Genomic DNA, 12,950 nt, shown 5'->3' with positions numbered 1-12,950 from the left:
TGACCGAGGGCCCTTACAGGACTTACGTTCTGAATGTGCGGCCTTTCGGGGTCGCCCGCAGACGCGAAGCCCCCGGTTGTTCCCCCGTGATCGGGGGCTTCGTTCTGCCTCCACGCCCCTGTTCCGGGCGCTCCGAGCCGCCATTCGCTCACACTCGGTGACCACTGCGGCCCACCGTCACATGGCCCCACCTGGCCGATCCCGCGCTGCGGCACCCTACGGCCGAGCACTCCCCCGCAGGTACGATGCCTTTCGGTGCGACGTACGGACGGCTGCTCTGCGCACCGAGACAACTCCCGTCCGCAGCACGGCGGTTCAGCGAAGTTGCCGACGGGCACCGGCCTGGCGGTACACAAACGGGGGCACGGTTTGTGGGGGACGTGATGGACTTCGGCACGCAGGGCTCACCCGCCCCGGCCGACCTCGCCTGGATCAGGGGCGTCGACGCCTACACGATGGGCGCCTATCCCCAGGCGGAGGAGGAGTTCCGGGCCGCGGTGCGAATGGATCCGGGGATGGCCGACGGCTGGCTCGGACTGCACGCGCTGCGCATCGACACGACGACGGCGCTCCTTCGGATGTTCCAGCACCGGGACCGGTTCGGGGAGCAGCGCGCCCGGCACGGGCGCACGCTCAACTCCTGGTACTGGCTCGGCTGGTGGGTGCAGCCCGTCCTGGAGAGCACGCGCGATCTGCTCCTCGCGCACGCCTCGCACTGGCTCGACGGACGCCATGTCCCGGAGCTGGACCGGGCGTTGGCGGGTCTGCCGCCGGTCGACGCGGATCCGCAGGTGCGCTTCCTGCACGCCTGCCGGTCCTATCTGGTCAAGGACTGGGAGCAGTTGGTCCGGCACACGGACTCGCTGATCGACGACGCGATGCTGGGTATCGAGGCCGGTCTCTTCGGCGGGATGGCCCGCGTACGCCTGGAGATGTACGGGCAGGCCGAGCCGCTCCTGTCCGCCGCCCTGATGCGCTGCCGCAGCGAGCAGCCGCAGCGCAAGGAGCTGCGCTACTGGCTGGCCCGCGCCCACGAGGGCACCGGCCGCTCGGCGGCGGCGCTGCCGCTGTACCGGGCGGTGCACCGGGTGGACCCGGCGTTCATGGACACCTCGGCGCGGCTCGCGGCGATCGCAGAGGGCGACGGGTACGACGAGGTCACCGACCTGGCATCGATCGCCCTGTCCGGCTTCGGGCAGGACATGGTGGACGCTCCGGACGGGATCGACCCGCTCTTCGGGACGGAGGGCCGCGACCTGAAGGTCACCGAGCCCGAACTGCCGACCGGCGGCGGCCCGTCCGAGACCGACGCGGTGCGCGAGAAGGCCGTGATCCCGATCCAGCCGGGTCTTCCGCAGCTGCCGCCGGGCCCGACGGATCCGGCCCTCCTGGAGGCGGCGCTCGCCGAGCTGGAGCGGATGGTCGGTCTGGAGCCGGTGAAGCGCCAGGTCAAGGCGCTCTCGGCGCAGCTGAACATGGCGCGCCTGCGGGCCGCGCAGGGGCTGCCGGTGCAACCGCCGAAACGACACTTCGTCTTCTCAGGACCCTCGGGCACCGGCAAGACCACGGTGGCCCGCATTCTGGGGAGGGCGTTCTACGCACTCGGACTGCTCGGCGGCGACCACCTGGTGGAGGCGCAGCGCGCGGACCTGGTCGGCGAGTACCTGGGCCAGACCGCCGTGAAGGCCAATGAACTGATCGACTCGGCGATCGGCGGCGTCCTCTTCGTGGACGAGGCGTACTCGCTCTCCAACTCGGGCTACGGCAAGGGTGACGCGTACGGCGACGAGGCCCTGCAGGTCCTGCTCAAGCGCGCCGAGGACAACCGCGACCACCTGGTCGTGATCCTCGCCGGCTACCCGGAGGGCATGGACCGGCTGCTCGCCGCCAACCCCGGCCTCTCGTCCCGCTTCACGACGCGGGTCGACTTCCCCTCGTACCGCCCCCTCGAGCTCACCGCGATCGGCGAGGTCCTCGCCGCCGACAATGGCGACGTGTGGGACGAGGAGGCGCTCGACGAGCTGCGCTCCATCAGCGGCCATGTCGTCGACCAGTCCTGGATCGACGAGCTGGGCAACGGCCGCTTCCTGCGCACGCTCTACGAGAAGAGCTGCGCCTACCGCGACCTGCGCCTGTCCGGCTATCCCGGAGAGCCTGGCCGTGACGACTTGTCGACACTGCGCCTCCCGGACCTCATGCAGGCGTACGGAGAGGTCCTTTCGGGGCGGGGGCCGCAGGACCCGCCCCGGATGTGACGACAGGCCACGAGGCTCAGCCGACCAGGGCGCCGTCCCGCACGTCCTGGGGCCTGCGGGGCACCGACACCCGGTGCGCCGGGTCGCGGACCTCGCCGACCAGGAGTTCCAGTACGTCCTCCAGGGCGACCAGGCCGAGCACCTTGCCCGACGCGTCGGCCACCTGCGCCAGATGCGTGGCGGCGCGGCGCATCACCGTCAGGGCGTCGTCCAGCGGGAGTTCGGCGCGCAGCGTCGTCATGGGGCGCCAGACCTGCTGCGGCACCGCCCGGTCCGTCTCCGCGCCGTCCGTCAGGTCCAGTACGTCCTTCACGTGCAGGTAGCCCATGAAGGCGCCGTTCTCCGCGCAGAGGGGGAAGCGGGAGTAGCCGGTCCGCCCGGTGAGTTCGATGACCTGGCTCGGCGTGACCGAGGCCCCCACGGTGACCAGGGACGCCCGGTCGAGCAGGACGTCCGTCACCGGGCGCGAGCCCAGCTCCAGGGCGTCCTCGAGGCGCTCCTGCTCCTCGGGCTCGAGCAGTCCGGCCTGGCCGGAGTCGCCGACGAGCCGGTTGAGCTGCTCGCTGGTGAAGACCGCCTCGACCTCGTCCTTTGGCTCGACCCGGAAGAGCTTCAGGACGAGCCGGGCGCACGCCCCGAGCGCCACCGTGACCGGCCTGCACAGCCGGGCGAAGGCGACAAGGCCGGGGCTGAACCACAGCGCGGTCTTCTCCGGGGCCGCCATCGCGAGGTTCTTCGGGACCATCTCGCCGATGACGAGGTGGAGGAAGACGACGACGGCGAGTGCGATGGCGTATCCGAGCGGATGGATGATCCCCTCGGGGATGTGCGCCGCCTCGAAGACGGGCTCCAGAAGATGCGCGACGGTCGGCTCGGCGACCGCGCCGAGCGTCAGCGAGCAGATGGTGATCCCGAACTGGGCGGCCGCCATCATCTGCGGCAGATGCTCGAGGCCGTAGAGGACCTGGCGGGCCCGCTTGGTGTTCAGGGGCTCGATCTGGCTGCGGCGTACGGAGACGAGCGCGAACTCGGCCCCTACGAAGAAGCCGTTCGCGAGCACCAGGAGCAGGGCGAACAGGAGTTGGAGCACGCTCATCGGACGGCCTCCGCCACGCTCAGGGCTTCGGTGGCCTCCGCGGTCCGGACGAGGCGTACCCGCTCGGCGCGGTAGTGATCGACCTGGCGCACCGCGAGGCGCCAGCCGGGAAGCTCGGCGCGGTCGCCGGGGGCGGGGATGCGGCCGAGCAGATCGGCGACGAGCCCGGCCACGGTCTCGTACGGCCCCTCGGGGACGTCGAGCCCTATCCGCTGGAGCGTGTCGACCCGGCAGCTGCCGTCGGCGTCCCAGGCCTGGCGGCCGTCCTCGGCCGGTGCCGCCGCGAGTTCGGGCAGATCGTGCAGGTCGTGCTCGTCGCGGACCTCGCCGACGAGCTCCTCGACGATGTCCTCCAGGGTGACCACACCGGCCGTGCCGCCGTACTCGTCGACGACGACGGCTATCGGCTGCTCACTGCGCAACTGCTCCAGGAGCTGCTGCACGGGCAGCGTCTCGGGGACCTGGAGCGGCGTCTGCGCGATACGGCCCGCGGGTGTCCGCAGCCGCTCGTACGCCGGGACCGCCAGGGCGTCCTTGAGGTGCACCATGCCGACGATCTCGTCGATCCGCTCGCGGTACACCGGGAAGCGGGAGAGACCCGTGGCACGGGTCAGGTTCACCACGTCCTGGGCGGTCGCCGACGTCTGCAGCGCGCTGACCTTCACGCGCGGCGTCATCACGTGCTGCGCGGTCAGCTCGCCCAGCGAGAGGGTCCGTACGAACAGGTCCGCGGTGTCCTGTTCGAGGGTGCCCGCCTGCGCCGAGTGCCGGGCCAGGGAGACCAGCTCGCCCGGGGTGCGGGCCGAGGCGAGCTCGTCGGCGGGCTCCACGCCGAGCACCCGCACGATCCGGTTGGCGACGGCGTTCAGGAGCGAGATCACGGGCCGGAAGAGCCGCGCGAAGACATGCTGCGGGCCCGCGACGAAGCGCGCGACCTGCAGCGGCCTCGACACCGCCCAGTTCTTCGGCACGAGCTCGCCGATCACCATCTGCACGGCGGACGCGAGCAGCATGCCGACCACTACGGAGACGCCCGGTACGGCGCCTTCCGGAAGGCCGGTCGCCGTGAACGGGCCCGCGAACAGATGCGCGAGCGCCGGCTCGGCGAGCATGCCGACCACGAGCGAGGTGATCGTGATGCCGAGCTGGGTGCCGGAGAGCTGGAAGGACAGCTCCTTGAGGGCGGCGACGACCGTACGGGCCCGTCGGTCGCCGTCGGCGGCGGCCTTCTCCGCGTCCGGGCGCTCGACGGTGACGAGCCCGAACTCGGCGGCCACGAAGAAGCCGTTGGCGAGAATCAGCAGAAATGCCGCCCCGAGAAGCAGCAGGGAAGTCGTCATGCCGCCGCCTCCCTGGTCAGGCCGGTCCCGGTATGTCGGGAGGGGGCGGCGCATGTACTACAGGACGAACCGTCCATCGCCGGAGGGAGTCACTCCTCGGATAGCAGGAGCCCCCGCGGGCCGGGCGGGCCCTTCAGGGGCGGGGCGGCACACCGGGCGTGCCCCGCCACCAGATTAATCAAGACCGGGCCCGAAGCGTCAGCCCTGCGGGGTGCGGGCGTCGGCGAGGGCGCGCAGCGCGCGGGCGTCGCTGATGGCCTGTGCCTTGGCGATGCCGGGCTGGATGCCCATCGCGGGCAGGCTGGTGCCGTCGCTGAGGTTGAGGAACACCCAGGGGTCGCCGGGGCGCAGGTTCACCTGGATGATCTCGGCCCAGGCAAGGCGCCTGCTGGTGGCGATGTTGACGACGGTCACGCCGGCCTCGTCGGCGACGACCTTCGGCCTGCTCAGGAGCAGGAGCACGCCGAAGAGCAGGGCGCCGGTGAAGATGAAGCTGGTCCGCTCCCCCGTGCTGAGGCCCGGGATGAGCAGGGCGATCACCGTGAGGACCACGAAGATCGCGACTCCCGCACCGAGCAGGACGGCCCGCGTCCGGCCGGGCCGGAAGGTGACGGGCAGCGCGGGGATGTCGGTCTGGTCGGTCATGGCCGGGGTCTCCTGCCGGGTCATCAGAGGCGGCAGGCGTGGATGGCCGTGGTCAGGATCGCGCGCGCCCCGAGGTCGTACAGGTCGTCCATGACCCGCTGGGCCTCCTTGGCCGGGACCATGGAGCGCACCGCCACCCAGCCCTCGTTGTGCAGCGGCGAGATGGTCGGCGACTCGAGGCCCGGGGTGAGGGCGACGGCCCGCTCCAGGTGCTCGGCGCGGCAGTCGTAGTCCATCATCACGTACGACCTGGCGACCAGGACGCCCTGCAGACGGCGCAGGAACTGCTGCACCTTCGGGTCGTCGCCGTCCGCGCCGGTGCGCCGGATGACGACCGCCTCGGACTTCATGATCGGGTCGCCGAAGACCTCGAGGCCCGCGTTCCGCAGCGAGGTGCCCGTCTCCACGACGTCCGCGATGACCTGGGCGACGCCCAGCTCGATGGCGGTCTCGACGGCGCCGTCCAGGTGCACCACGGAGGCGGCCACGCCGCTGTCCGCGAGGTGCTTGGCCACGATGCCCTCGTACGAGGTGGCGACGGTCTTGCCGGCGAGGTCCTCGATGCGCTCGGCCGTGCCCGGCTTCGCGGCGAACCGGAAGGTGGAGCGGGCGAAGCCGAGCGGCAGGATCGGCTCGGCGTCGGCACCGGAGTCGACCAGGAGGTCCTGGCCGGTGATGCCGATGTCGAGCCTGCCGGTCGCGACGTAGATCGCGATGTCCTTGGGCCGCAGGTAGAAGAACTCGACCTCGTTCTCGGGGTCGACGAGGACGAGCTCCTTGGACTCCTTGCGCTGCTGGTAACCGGCCTCATGGAGCATCGCCGACGCAGGTCCGGACAGTGAACCCTTGTTGGGGACGGCGATGCGCAGCATGAGGCGGGATTCCTTTGCGTTAAGGGGAGTTGGGTGCGGCTGGGGCGTACGGCTCAGAGATGGGCGTACACGTCGTCGAGGGAGATGCCGCGGGCGACCATCATCACCTGCACGTGGTAGAGGAGCTGCGAGATCTCCTCGGCGGCGGCTTCCTTGCCCTCGTGCTCGGCGGCCATCCAGACTTCGGCGGCCTCCTCGACGACCTTCTTACCGATGGCATGGACGCCCTTGTCGACCAGCTCGGCGGTGCGGGAGGTGGCGGGGTCGCCGTTGGCGGCCTTGTGCTGGAGCTCGGCGAAGAGCTCCTCGAAAGTCTTCTTGGACATGATGTCGCTTACTTTACGCGGCTCCTCGCCCTCGCTCACCGCCAGGGTTCGGAGATCGTACGCAGCGTGGTCGCGGTGGCCACGGCGGCGGTGACCGCTTCGTGCCCCTTGTCCTCCCGGGAGCCCTCGATGCCCGCGCGGTCCAGGGCCTGCTCCTCGGTGTCGCAGGTCAGCACGCCGAAGCCGATGGGCACTCCGGTGTCGATGCTGACCTGGGTCAGGCCCTGGGTGACGCCCTGGCACACGTACTCGAAGTGCGGGGTGCCGCCGCGGATGACGACGCCGAGCGCCACGACCGCGTCGTAGCCGCGGCCCGCGAGGACCTTGGCGACGACCGGCAGCTCGAAGCTGCCGGGCACGCGCAGGACGGTCGGCTCGTCGATGCCGAGCTCGTGCAGGGCGCGCAGCGCGCCGTCGACGAGGCCGTCCATGACCTTCTCGTGCCACTGGGCCGCGATCACCGCGACCCGCAGGTCGCCGCAGTTCTTCACGCTCAGTTCGGGTGCACCCTTGCCGCTCACGCGCTTCTCCTGGTTCTCGTTTGCGTTGTCGTATGCGTCGTATGCGCTGTCGTACGCGTTCTCGTGTGCCGGTACTTACTGGTTGCCGCAGGCCGAGACCTCGGGGGTGTCGAGCCAGGGCAGGTCGTGGCCCATCCGGTCCCGCTTGGTGCGCAGGTAGCGGAGGTTGTGCTCGCCCGCCTGGACCGCCATGGGCTCGCGTCCGTTGACCTTCAGGCCGTGCCGGACGACCGCGTCGGTCTTGTCGGGGTTGTTGGTCATCAGGCGCAGGCTGCGGACGCCGAGGTCGTCGAGGATCCGGGCGCCGGCGCCGTAGTCCCTGGCGTCGGCGGGCAGGCCGAGCTCCAGGTTGGCGTCCAGGGTGTCGCTGCCGCGCTCCTGGAGTTCGTACGCGCGCAGCTTGGACAGCAGACCGATGCCGCGCCCCTCGTGACCGCGGAGGTAGACCACGACGCCGCGTCCCTCGTCCGTGATGCGCCGCATGGACGCCTCGAGCTGGGGGCCGCAGTCGCAGCGCAGCGAGTGGAAGACGTCGCCGGTCAGGCACTCGGAGTGGATGCGGACGAGGACGTCGTCGCCCTCGCCGATCTCGCCGTGCACCAGGGCGACGTGCTCCACGCCGTCGACGGTGGAGCGGTAGCCGTACGCCGTGAACTCGCCGAACGCGGTGGGAAGACGGACCTCGGCCTCGCGGCGGACGGTGGGCTCGGAGGAGCGGCGGTAGGCGATCAGGTCCTCGATGGAGATGATCGTCAGGCCGTGCTTGCGGGCGAACGGGATCAGCTCAGGCAGGCGGAGCATCGTGCCGTCCTCGCCCGCGATCTCGACGATGGCCCCGGCGGGGCGCAGTCCGGCGAGCCGGGCCAGGTCGACCGCGGCCTCGGTGTGGCCGTCGCGCACCAGGACGCCGCCGGACTTGGCGCGCAGCGGGAAGATGTGGCCGGGCCGCACGAAGTCGGCCGGTTCGTGGCTGCCCGCGGCGAGCATCTGGAGCGTGGTGGCGCGGTCGGCGGCGGAGATGCCGGTGGTGACGCCGTGCGCGCCGCTCGCGTCGACGGAGACGGTGAAGGCCGTCCGCATCGACTCGGTGTTGTTCTCGACCATCTGCGGGAGCTCGAGGCGGTCCAGTTCCTCGCCCTCCATGGGGGCGCAGATCAGGCCGCGGCACTCGCTCATCATGAAGGCGATGATCTCGGGGGTCGCCTTCTCGGCGGCGATGACGAGGTCGCCCTCGTTCTCCCGGTTCTCGTCGTCGACGACCACCACGGGACGCCCGGCCGCGATGTCGCGGATGGCCGCCTCTACGGGATCGAGGGCGAGGTCCGAGGCGTCTTCCTCGTGACCCGTGCTGTACCAAACAGGTGCCGCTGTCATGCCGGGGCTCCTTCCATGACGGGCTGCGAGGACGCGGTGCGCGACCGCAGCCACCAGTCGCGCATGCCCCACAGGACGAGGGCGAGGTAGATGACGTACACAAGGCCCGAGAAGGCGAGGCCGCTGTCGAACGCGAGCGGTACTCCGACCACGTCGACCAGCAGCCAGGCGAACCAGAACTCGACGAGGCCGCGTGCCTGGGCAACCATCGCGGTGAGCGTGCCGACAAAGATGTAGGCGTCGGGCCAGGGGTTCCAGGAGAGGTCCGGTACGGCGGAGAACAGGGCGCCGACGGCGAGCGTGCCGGCGGCCGTGCCGCCGAGCAGCACCCCGCGCTCCTTCCAGGTCGCGAACCGGATGGCTATGGAGCCGTCCTGCGCCTGCCGCTTGCCGCTGGTCCACAGGCGCCAGCCCCACAAGGCCACGCCGATGACGAGCAGCTGCTTGCCGACGCCGCCGGAGAGCTGCGCGGAGGCGTACGCGGCGACGAGGATGACGCCGGACAGGAACTGGGCGGGCCAGGTCCATATGGAGCGCCGCCAGCCGAGGGCGAGGGCGATCAGGCCGACGGTGTTGCCCACCATGTCGGACCAGATCACGTGCTGCCCGAAGGCCGTGAAGGCTTCGGAGTTGAGCCAGTTCACTTCGTGGCCTCCTGAGCGGCGGAAGAGGTCGCCTGGACACGGTCGCCGAGCATCCGCTCGACGTACTTCGCGATGACGTCGACCTCGAGGTTGACCGGGTCGCCGGGCTGCTTGATGCCGAGCGTGGTCAGCGCGAGGGTGGTGGGGATGAGGCTGATGGTGAAGTAGTCGGGTCCCGCGTCGACGACGGTCAGGCTCACGCCGTCCACCGTGATGGAGCCCTTCTCCACCACGTAGCGGGCGAGGCCCACGGGGAGCGAGACCTTGACGATCTCCCAGTTCTCGGACGGCTTGCGCTCGACGACGGTGCCGACGTCATCGACATGCCCCTGCACGATGTGCCCACCGAGGCGGTCGCCGACGGCGGTGGGCCGCTCGAGGTTGACCCTCGAGCCGACCGCGAGCGCGCCGAGACTGGAGCGGTCGAGCGTCTCGGCCATCACATCGGCGGTGAACTCGTCGCCCTCATGCTCCACGACCGTCAGACAGACGCCGTTGACCGCGATGGAGTCGCCGTGCTTCGCGCCTTCGGTGACGACGGGGCCACGGAGGCGGAAGCGCGAGGCGTCGGCCAGCTTCTCGACGGCGGTGATCTCGCCCAGCTCTTCGACGATTCCGGTGAACACTCAGTGCTCCTTCGCTGCAAGGGTGGCGGTGATGCGCAGATCGGGGCCGATGCGGACGCTCTCGCTGACGTCGAGGCGCAACGCATCGGTGATGGTCGTGATTCCGCCGCCGGCCAGGACGGCGGGCCCCGCGCCGAGCAGCACGGGGGCGAGATAGCCGACGACGCGGTCGACGGCGCCCGCGGCGACGAACGCTCCGGCGAGCGTCGGACCGCCTTCGAGGAGGACGGACCGCACCCCGCGCGCGTGGAGCTCGGCGAGGAGGGTTTGGATGTCCAACCCACCCTCCGCGCGCGGGAGTCGCACCGTGTCGGCTTCAAGTTCGGTGGTCGCGTCCTCGGCGACCGCCACGAGCGTGGGCGCGGCGTCGTCCAGGACGCGGGCTCCGGGCGTGACGGCGGTGCCGTTGGTGTCGATGACGACGCGCAGCGGCTGCACGGCGCCTTCGACGCCCCGTACGGCGAGGTGCGGGTCGTCGGCGCGCTGGGTGCCGGAGCCGACCACGACCGCGTCGCACTCGGCGCGCAGCCGGTGGACGTCGGCGCGGGCCTCGGCGGAGGTGATCCAGCGGCTCGTGCCGTCGGCGGCGGCGATACGGCCGTCGAGTGTCGCGGCGTACTTCCAGGTGACGTAGGGGCGGCCGAGCCGCACGGAGGTCAGCCAGGCGGCGTTCCCCGCGGCGGCCTCGTCCTCCAACAGGCCCGATTCCACGTCGACTCCGGCGCTGCGCAGTCGCTGCGCGCCCCCGGTCGCGGTGGGGTTCGGGTCGCTGACCGCGTAGACGACGCGGGCGATCCCGGCGTCGATGAGCGCCTGGGCGCAGGGGCCGGTGCGTCCGGTGTGGTTGCAGGGTTCGAGGGTGACCAGGGCGGTCGCGCCGCGGGCCTTCTCACCGGCGGCGCGCAGGGCGTGGACCTCGGCGTGCGGGCCGCCCGCGCGCTGGTGGTGGCCCTCGCCTACGGTCCGGCCGGAGGCGTCGATGATGACGCAGCCGACGACCGGATTGGGGCTGGTGGAACCGAGTCCGAGAGCGGCGAGCGTGATGGCGCGGCGCATGGCGATGCGCTCGTGGTCGTTCGCTGCGGCTGCGGTGGCCACCGGGTCCTCCTGCCTCATAGGGCACGGACTCCGGGGCCTGTCGATGACGACAGAATGTACGGACCGCGGCATCGGGAGCGACGCCGGAAAACGAGACCTCTCCCTGGGGAACCCGAAAAGACGGGTATCCCAAAAACAAGCCACTCGGCGACGTGCACGAATGCCCGCCCGCCGCGCACTGCCTCCCATCCGGACTTTCACCGTCGGTCCAGGAATTTCACCTGGTCAACCGGTCGCTGGAGGCGACCGGGTCGCGGACTGTAACCGCCGGTTCGGAATTACACCGACCCCGGAGTGCGCTGCTTTTGGTACGAGGTCAGTCTGCCACGCCTGATCGACGCCCATACGGGCGAACCCCTGTGGCCTGGCTCACACAAACCGGTCGCACGGCTTTGACCGGCGGCGATATGCCGTTCTCTGGCACGCTGAGCGCGTGACGACAGCAGCACTCGCGGATGAGTTCGAGTCCCACCGCCCCCGGATGTTCTCCCTGGCCTATCGCATGCTCGGCTCCGCGCAGGAGGCCGAGGACACCGTCCAGGACGCGTATCTGCGGTGGAGCGGCGCCCGGCGCGATGACATCGGGCAGCCCGCGGCCTGGCTGGCCAAGGTCGTCACCAACCTCTGTCTGAACAGGCTGACCTCGGCGCGGGCGCGGCGCGAGCAGTACGTGGGGCCCTGGCTGCCGGAGCCGGTGATCACGTCCGGTGGTGCGCTCGGCCCCCTGGAGTCGGCGGAGCAGCGGGACGCGGTCTCCATGGCGCTGCTGATCCTCCTTGAGCGGCTCACGCCGGTGGAGCGCGCGGTGTTCGTGCTGCGGGAGGCGTTCGCGTACAGCCACCGGGAGATCGCCGGTGTCCTCGACATCGGCGAGGCCAACTGCCGCCAGCTGTACCGCAGGGCCACGCGGGCGGTTGCCGGGGAGCAGACGCGGTTCGAGGCAGCGGCGGAGCGGCGCCAGAAGTTCGTGGAGTCGTTCATCGCGGCGGCCCGCGACGGCGATCTGGCGGGCCTGGAGAAGGTGCTCGCGGCGGACGTCACGTGGTGGGGCGACGGTGGCGGCAAGGTCACCGCCGCGCGCAGGCCGATCGTCGGCCGCGAGAAGGTGCTGCGCTTCCTGGTGGGCGGCATGGAGAACTTCGGCGGCGCCATGGATCTCTCGTACGCGGAGGTCAACGGCGCGCCCGCGATCGTGGCGACGGTGGAGGGCACGGTGGTGGGGACCGCGACGTTCGAGTTCCGGGACGACGGCCTGGTCAGCGCCCTGCGGACGGTGGTCAACCCTGACAAGCTCGGCTTCGTGGCCGGGCAGCTGTCACATTCCTGACCGCCGCCCGGTTCTCAGCTGGTGACGGACGCCGGTGCGGCGTCCCGGACAGCGAAGGAGCCTTGCGATGACCACGATCCTGGTGACCGGCGGCACGGGAACCCTCGGCCGCCCGGTGGTGGAGCGGCTGAGCGCGGACGGCCACGACGTACGCGTCCTGAGCCGCCGTTCCCAGCCGTACGCCGTCGATCTGCGGGAGGGCACGGGGCTCGACGCCGCCATGGCGGGCGCGGACGTGATCGTGCACTGTGCGAGCACCCAGCGCGGGGGCGACGAGCAGGCCGCGGGCCATCTGATCGAGGCCGCCCGGCGGGCGGGCGTCCGGCACCTGGTCTACATCTCGATCGTCGGTGTCGACCGGGTGCCGCTCGGCTACTACAAGACGAAGCTGGCCGTGGAGCGGCGGATCGAGGAGTCGGGCCTCGGCTGGACGGTGCTGCGGACCACGCAGTTCCACGATCTCGTCCTGCAGATCCTTCAGGGCGCGGCGAAGTTCCCGGTGATGCCGTTGCCGTCGGGCGTCAGCGACCAGCCGATCGAGGTCGGTGAAGTGGCCGCCCGGCTTGCCGAGTTGGCGGCGGCGCCGCCCGCCGGGCGGGTCGAGGACATGGGAGGCCCCGAGGTCCGTACGCTGCCGGACCTTGCCCGCACCTATCTGCGGGCGAGCGGCAAGCGGCGCCCGCTGATGCCGCTGCGGCTCGCGGGCAAGACGTATCGGGAGTTCCGTGCGGGCGGCCACCTGGCGCCCGAACAGGCCGTGGGGAAGGGGACGTTCGAGGAGTTCCTGGCGGCGCGGGCAGGTACACCCAGAGGGTAGTGGTCGGCC

The 12,950-nt window shown here is 71.1% G+C and carries 13 protein-coding genes and 1 riboswitch; of the genes, 3 read left to right on the top strand and 10 right to left on the bottom strand.

Features of this window, described 5'->3' with window-relative positions:
* Positions 1–383: 383 nt before the first annotated feature.
* Positions 384–2,255 carry an AAA family ATPase gene (locus E2651_RS06435; protein ID WP_135330021.1) on the top strand — a complete coding sequence of 624 codons (1,872 nt, stop codon included), beginning with the start codon at positions 384–386 and terminating at the stop codon, positions 2,253–2,255.
* A gap of 16 nt (positions 2,256–2,271) precedes the next feature.
* Here the strand turns inward: E2651_RS06435 and E2651_RS06430 are convergent, their stop codons facing one another.
* The 10 genes from E2651_RS06430 to ribD form a co-directional block, all read right to left on the bottom strand.
* Positions 2,272–3,351: a hemolysin family protein gene (locus E2651_RS06430; protein ID WP_135330020.1), complete on the bottom strand. Its 1,080-nt coding sequence runs from the start codon at positions 3,349–3,351 to the stop codon at positions 2,272–2,274.
* On the bottom strand, positions 3,348–4,691 hold the full coding sequence (locus E2651_RS06425) for a hemolysin family protein (protein WP_135330019.1): 1,344 nt from the start codon (positions 4,689–4,691) through the stop codon (positions 3,348–3,350). Before E2651_RS06425 ends, E2651_RS06430 begins: the two co-directional genes overlap by 4 nt.
* A 198-nt stretch (positions 4,692–4,889) precedes the next feature.
* Positions 4,890–5,336, bottom strand: a complete 447-nt coding sequence (locus E2651_RS06420) for a PH domain-containing protein (RefSeq protein WP_135330018.1) — start codon at positions 5,334–5,336, stop codon at positions 4,890–4,892.
* Positions 5,337–5,359: 23 nt separating this feature from the next.
* Positions 5,360–6,208 carry an ATP phosphoribosyltransferase gene (gene hisG, locus E2651_RS06415; protein WP_135330017.1) on the bottom strand — a complete coding sequence of 283 codons (849 nt, stop codon included), beginning with the start codon at positions 6,206–6,208 and terminating at the stop codon, positions 5,360–5,362.
* 53 nt (positions 6,209–6,261) lie between these two features.
* Entirely contained in the window at positions 6,262–6,534 is a 273-nt protein-coding gene (locus tag E2651_RS06410; protein ID WP_135330016.1) for a phosphoribosyl-ATP diphosphatase, read from the bottom strand.
* A gap of 35 nt (positions 6,535–6,569) precedes the next feature.
* Positions 6,570–7,055, bottom strand: coding sequence for a 6,7-dimethyl-8-ribityllumazine synthase (ribH, locus tag E2651_RS06405; protein ID WP_135330015.1), 486 nt, complete (start codon positions 7,053–7,055; stop codon positions 6,570–6,572).
* A 75-nt stretch (positions 7,056–7,130) separates the two neighbouring features.
* Positions 7,131–8,429, bottom strand: coding sequence for a bifunctional 3,4-dihydroxy-2-butanone-4-phosphate synthase/GTP cyclohydrolase II (locus E2651_RS06400; RefSeq protein WP_135330014.1), 1,299 nt, complete (start codon positions 8,427–8,429; stop codon positions 7,131–7,133).
* Positions 8,426–9,013 (bottom strand): nicotinamide mononucleotide transporter family protein, encoded by a 588-nt coding sequence (locus E2651_RS06395; protein ID WP_135330042.1) that lies wholly within the window; start codon positions 9,011–9,013, stop codon positions 8,426–8,428. The genes E2651_RS06400 and E2651_RS06395 overlap by 4 nt, the downstream gene beginning before the upstream one ends.
* Before the next feature lie 56 nt (positions 9,014–9,069).
* Positions 9,070–9,699 carry a riboflavin synthase gene (locus E2651_RS06390; protein ID WP_135330013.1) on the bottom strand — a complete coding sequence of 210 codons (630 nt, stop codon included), beginning with the start codon at positions 9,697–9,699 and terminating at the stop codon, positions 9,070–9,072.
* Positions 9,700–10,815 carry a bifunctional diaminohydroxyphosphoribosylaminopyrimidine deaminase/5-amino-6-(5-phosphoribosylamino)uracil reductase RibD gene (gene ribD, locus E2651_RS06385; RefSeq protein WP_135330012.1) on the bottom strand — a complete coding sequence of 372 codons (1,116 nt, stop codon included), beginning with the start codon at positions 10,813–10,815 and terminating at the stop codon, positions 9,700–9,702.
* Between the two features lie 153 nt (positions 10,816–10,968).
* Positions 10,969–11,099, bottom strand: a riboswitch (FMN riboswitch).
* 131 nt (positions 11,100–11,230) lie between these two features.
* On the opposite strand from ribD, the gene E2651_RS06380 reads away from it, so the two are divergent.
* Both E2651_RS06380 and E2651_RS06375 read left to right on the top strand, forming a co-directional pair.
* On the top strand, positions 11,231–12,124 hold the full coding sequence (locus E2651_RS06380) for an RNA polymerase sigma-70 factor (RefSeq protein WP_280922760.1): 894 nt from the start codon (positions 11,231–11,233) through the stop codon (positions 12,122–12,124).
* Between the two features lie 67 nt (positions 12,125–12,191).
* Complete coding sequence (locus tag E2651_RS06375) at positions 12,192–12,941, top strand: NAD(P)H-binding protein (protein ID WP_135330011.1); 750 nt, start codon at positions 12,192–12,194, stop codon at positions 12,939–12,941.
* Positions 12,942–12,950: the final 9 nt, after the last annotated feature.

The organism is Streptomyces sp. MZ04, assembly GCF_004684775.1.
In the GTDB taxonomy this organism is placed as follows: domain Bacteria; phylum Actinomycetota; class Actinomycetes; order Streptomycetales; family Streptomycetaceae; genus Streptomyces.
Note: the sequence above shows the minus strand (reverse complement) of the source record. Positions and strands in the feature narration are given on the sequence as shown.

Excerpts from the sequence above, each read along its gene's own strand:
- E2651_RS06435 (WP_135330021.1), top strand. The coding sequence starts at position 384 with ATGGACTTCGGCACGCAGGGCTCACCCGCCCCGGCCGACCTCGCCTGG.
- E2651_RS06430 (WP_135330020.1), bottom strand. The coding sequence starts at position 3,351 with ATGAGCGTGCTCCAACTCCTGTTCGCCCTGCTCCTGGTGCTCGCGAAC.
- E2651_RS06425 (WP_135330019.1), bottom strand. The coding sequence starts at position 4,691 with ATGACGACTTCCCTGCTGCTTCTCGGGGCGGCATTTCTGCTGATTCTC.
- E2651_RS06420 (WP_135330018.1), bottom strand. The coding sequence starts at position 5,336 with ATGACCGACCAGACCGACATCCCCGCGCTGCCCGTCACCTTCCGGCCC.
- hisG (WP_135330017.1), bottom strand. The coding sequence starts at position 6,208 with ATGCTGCGCATCGCCGTCCCCAACAAGGGTTCACTGTCCGGACCTGCG.
- E2651_RS06410 (WP_135330016.1), bottom strand. The coding sequence starts at position 6,534 with ATGTCCAAGAAGACTTTCGAGGAGCTCTTCGCCGAGCTCCAGCACAAG.
- E2651_RS06400 (WP_135330014.1), bottom strand. The coding sequence starts at position 8,429 with ATGACAGCGGCACCTGTTTGGTACAGCACGGGTCACGAGGAAGACGCC.
- E2651_RS06395 (WP_135330042.1), bottom strand. The coding sequence starts at position 9,013 with ATGGTGGGCAACACCGTCGGCCTGATCGCCCTCGCCCTCGGCTGGCGG.
- ribD (WP_135330012.1), bottom strand. The coding sequence starts at position 10,815 with ATGAGGCAGGAGGACCCGGTGGCCACCGCAGCCGCAGCGAACGACCAC.
- E2651_RS06375 (WP_135330011.1), top strand. The coding sequence starts at position 12,192 with ATGACCACGATCCTGGTGACCGGCGGCACGGGAACCCTCGGCCGCCCG.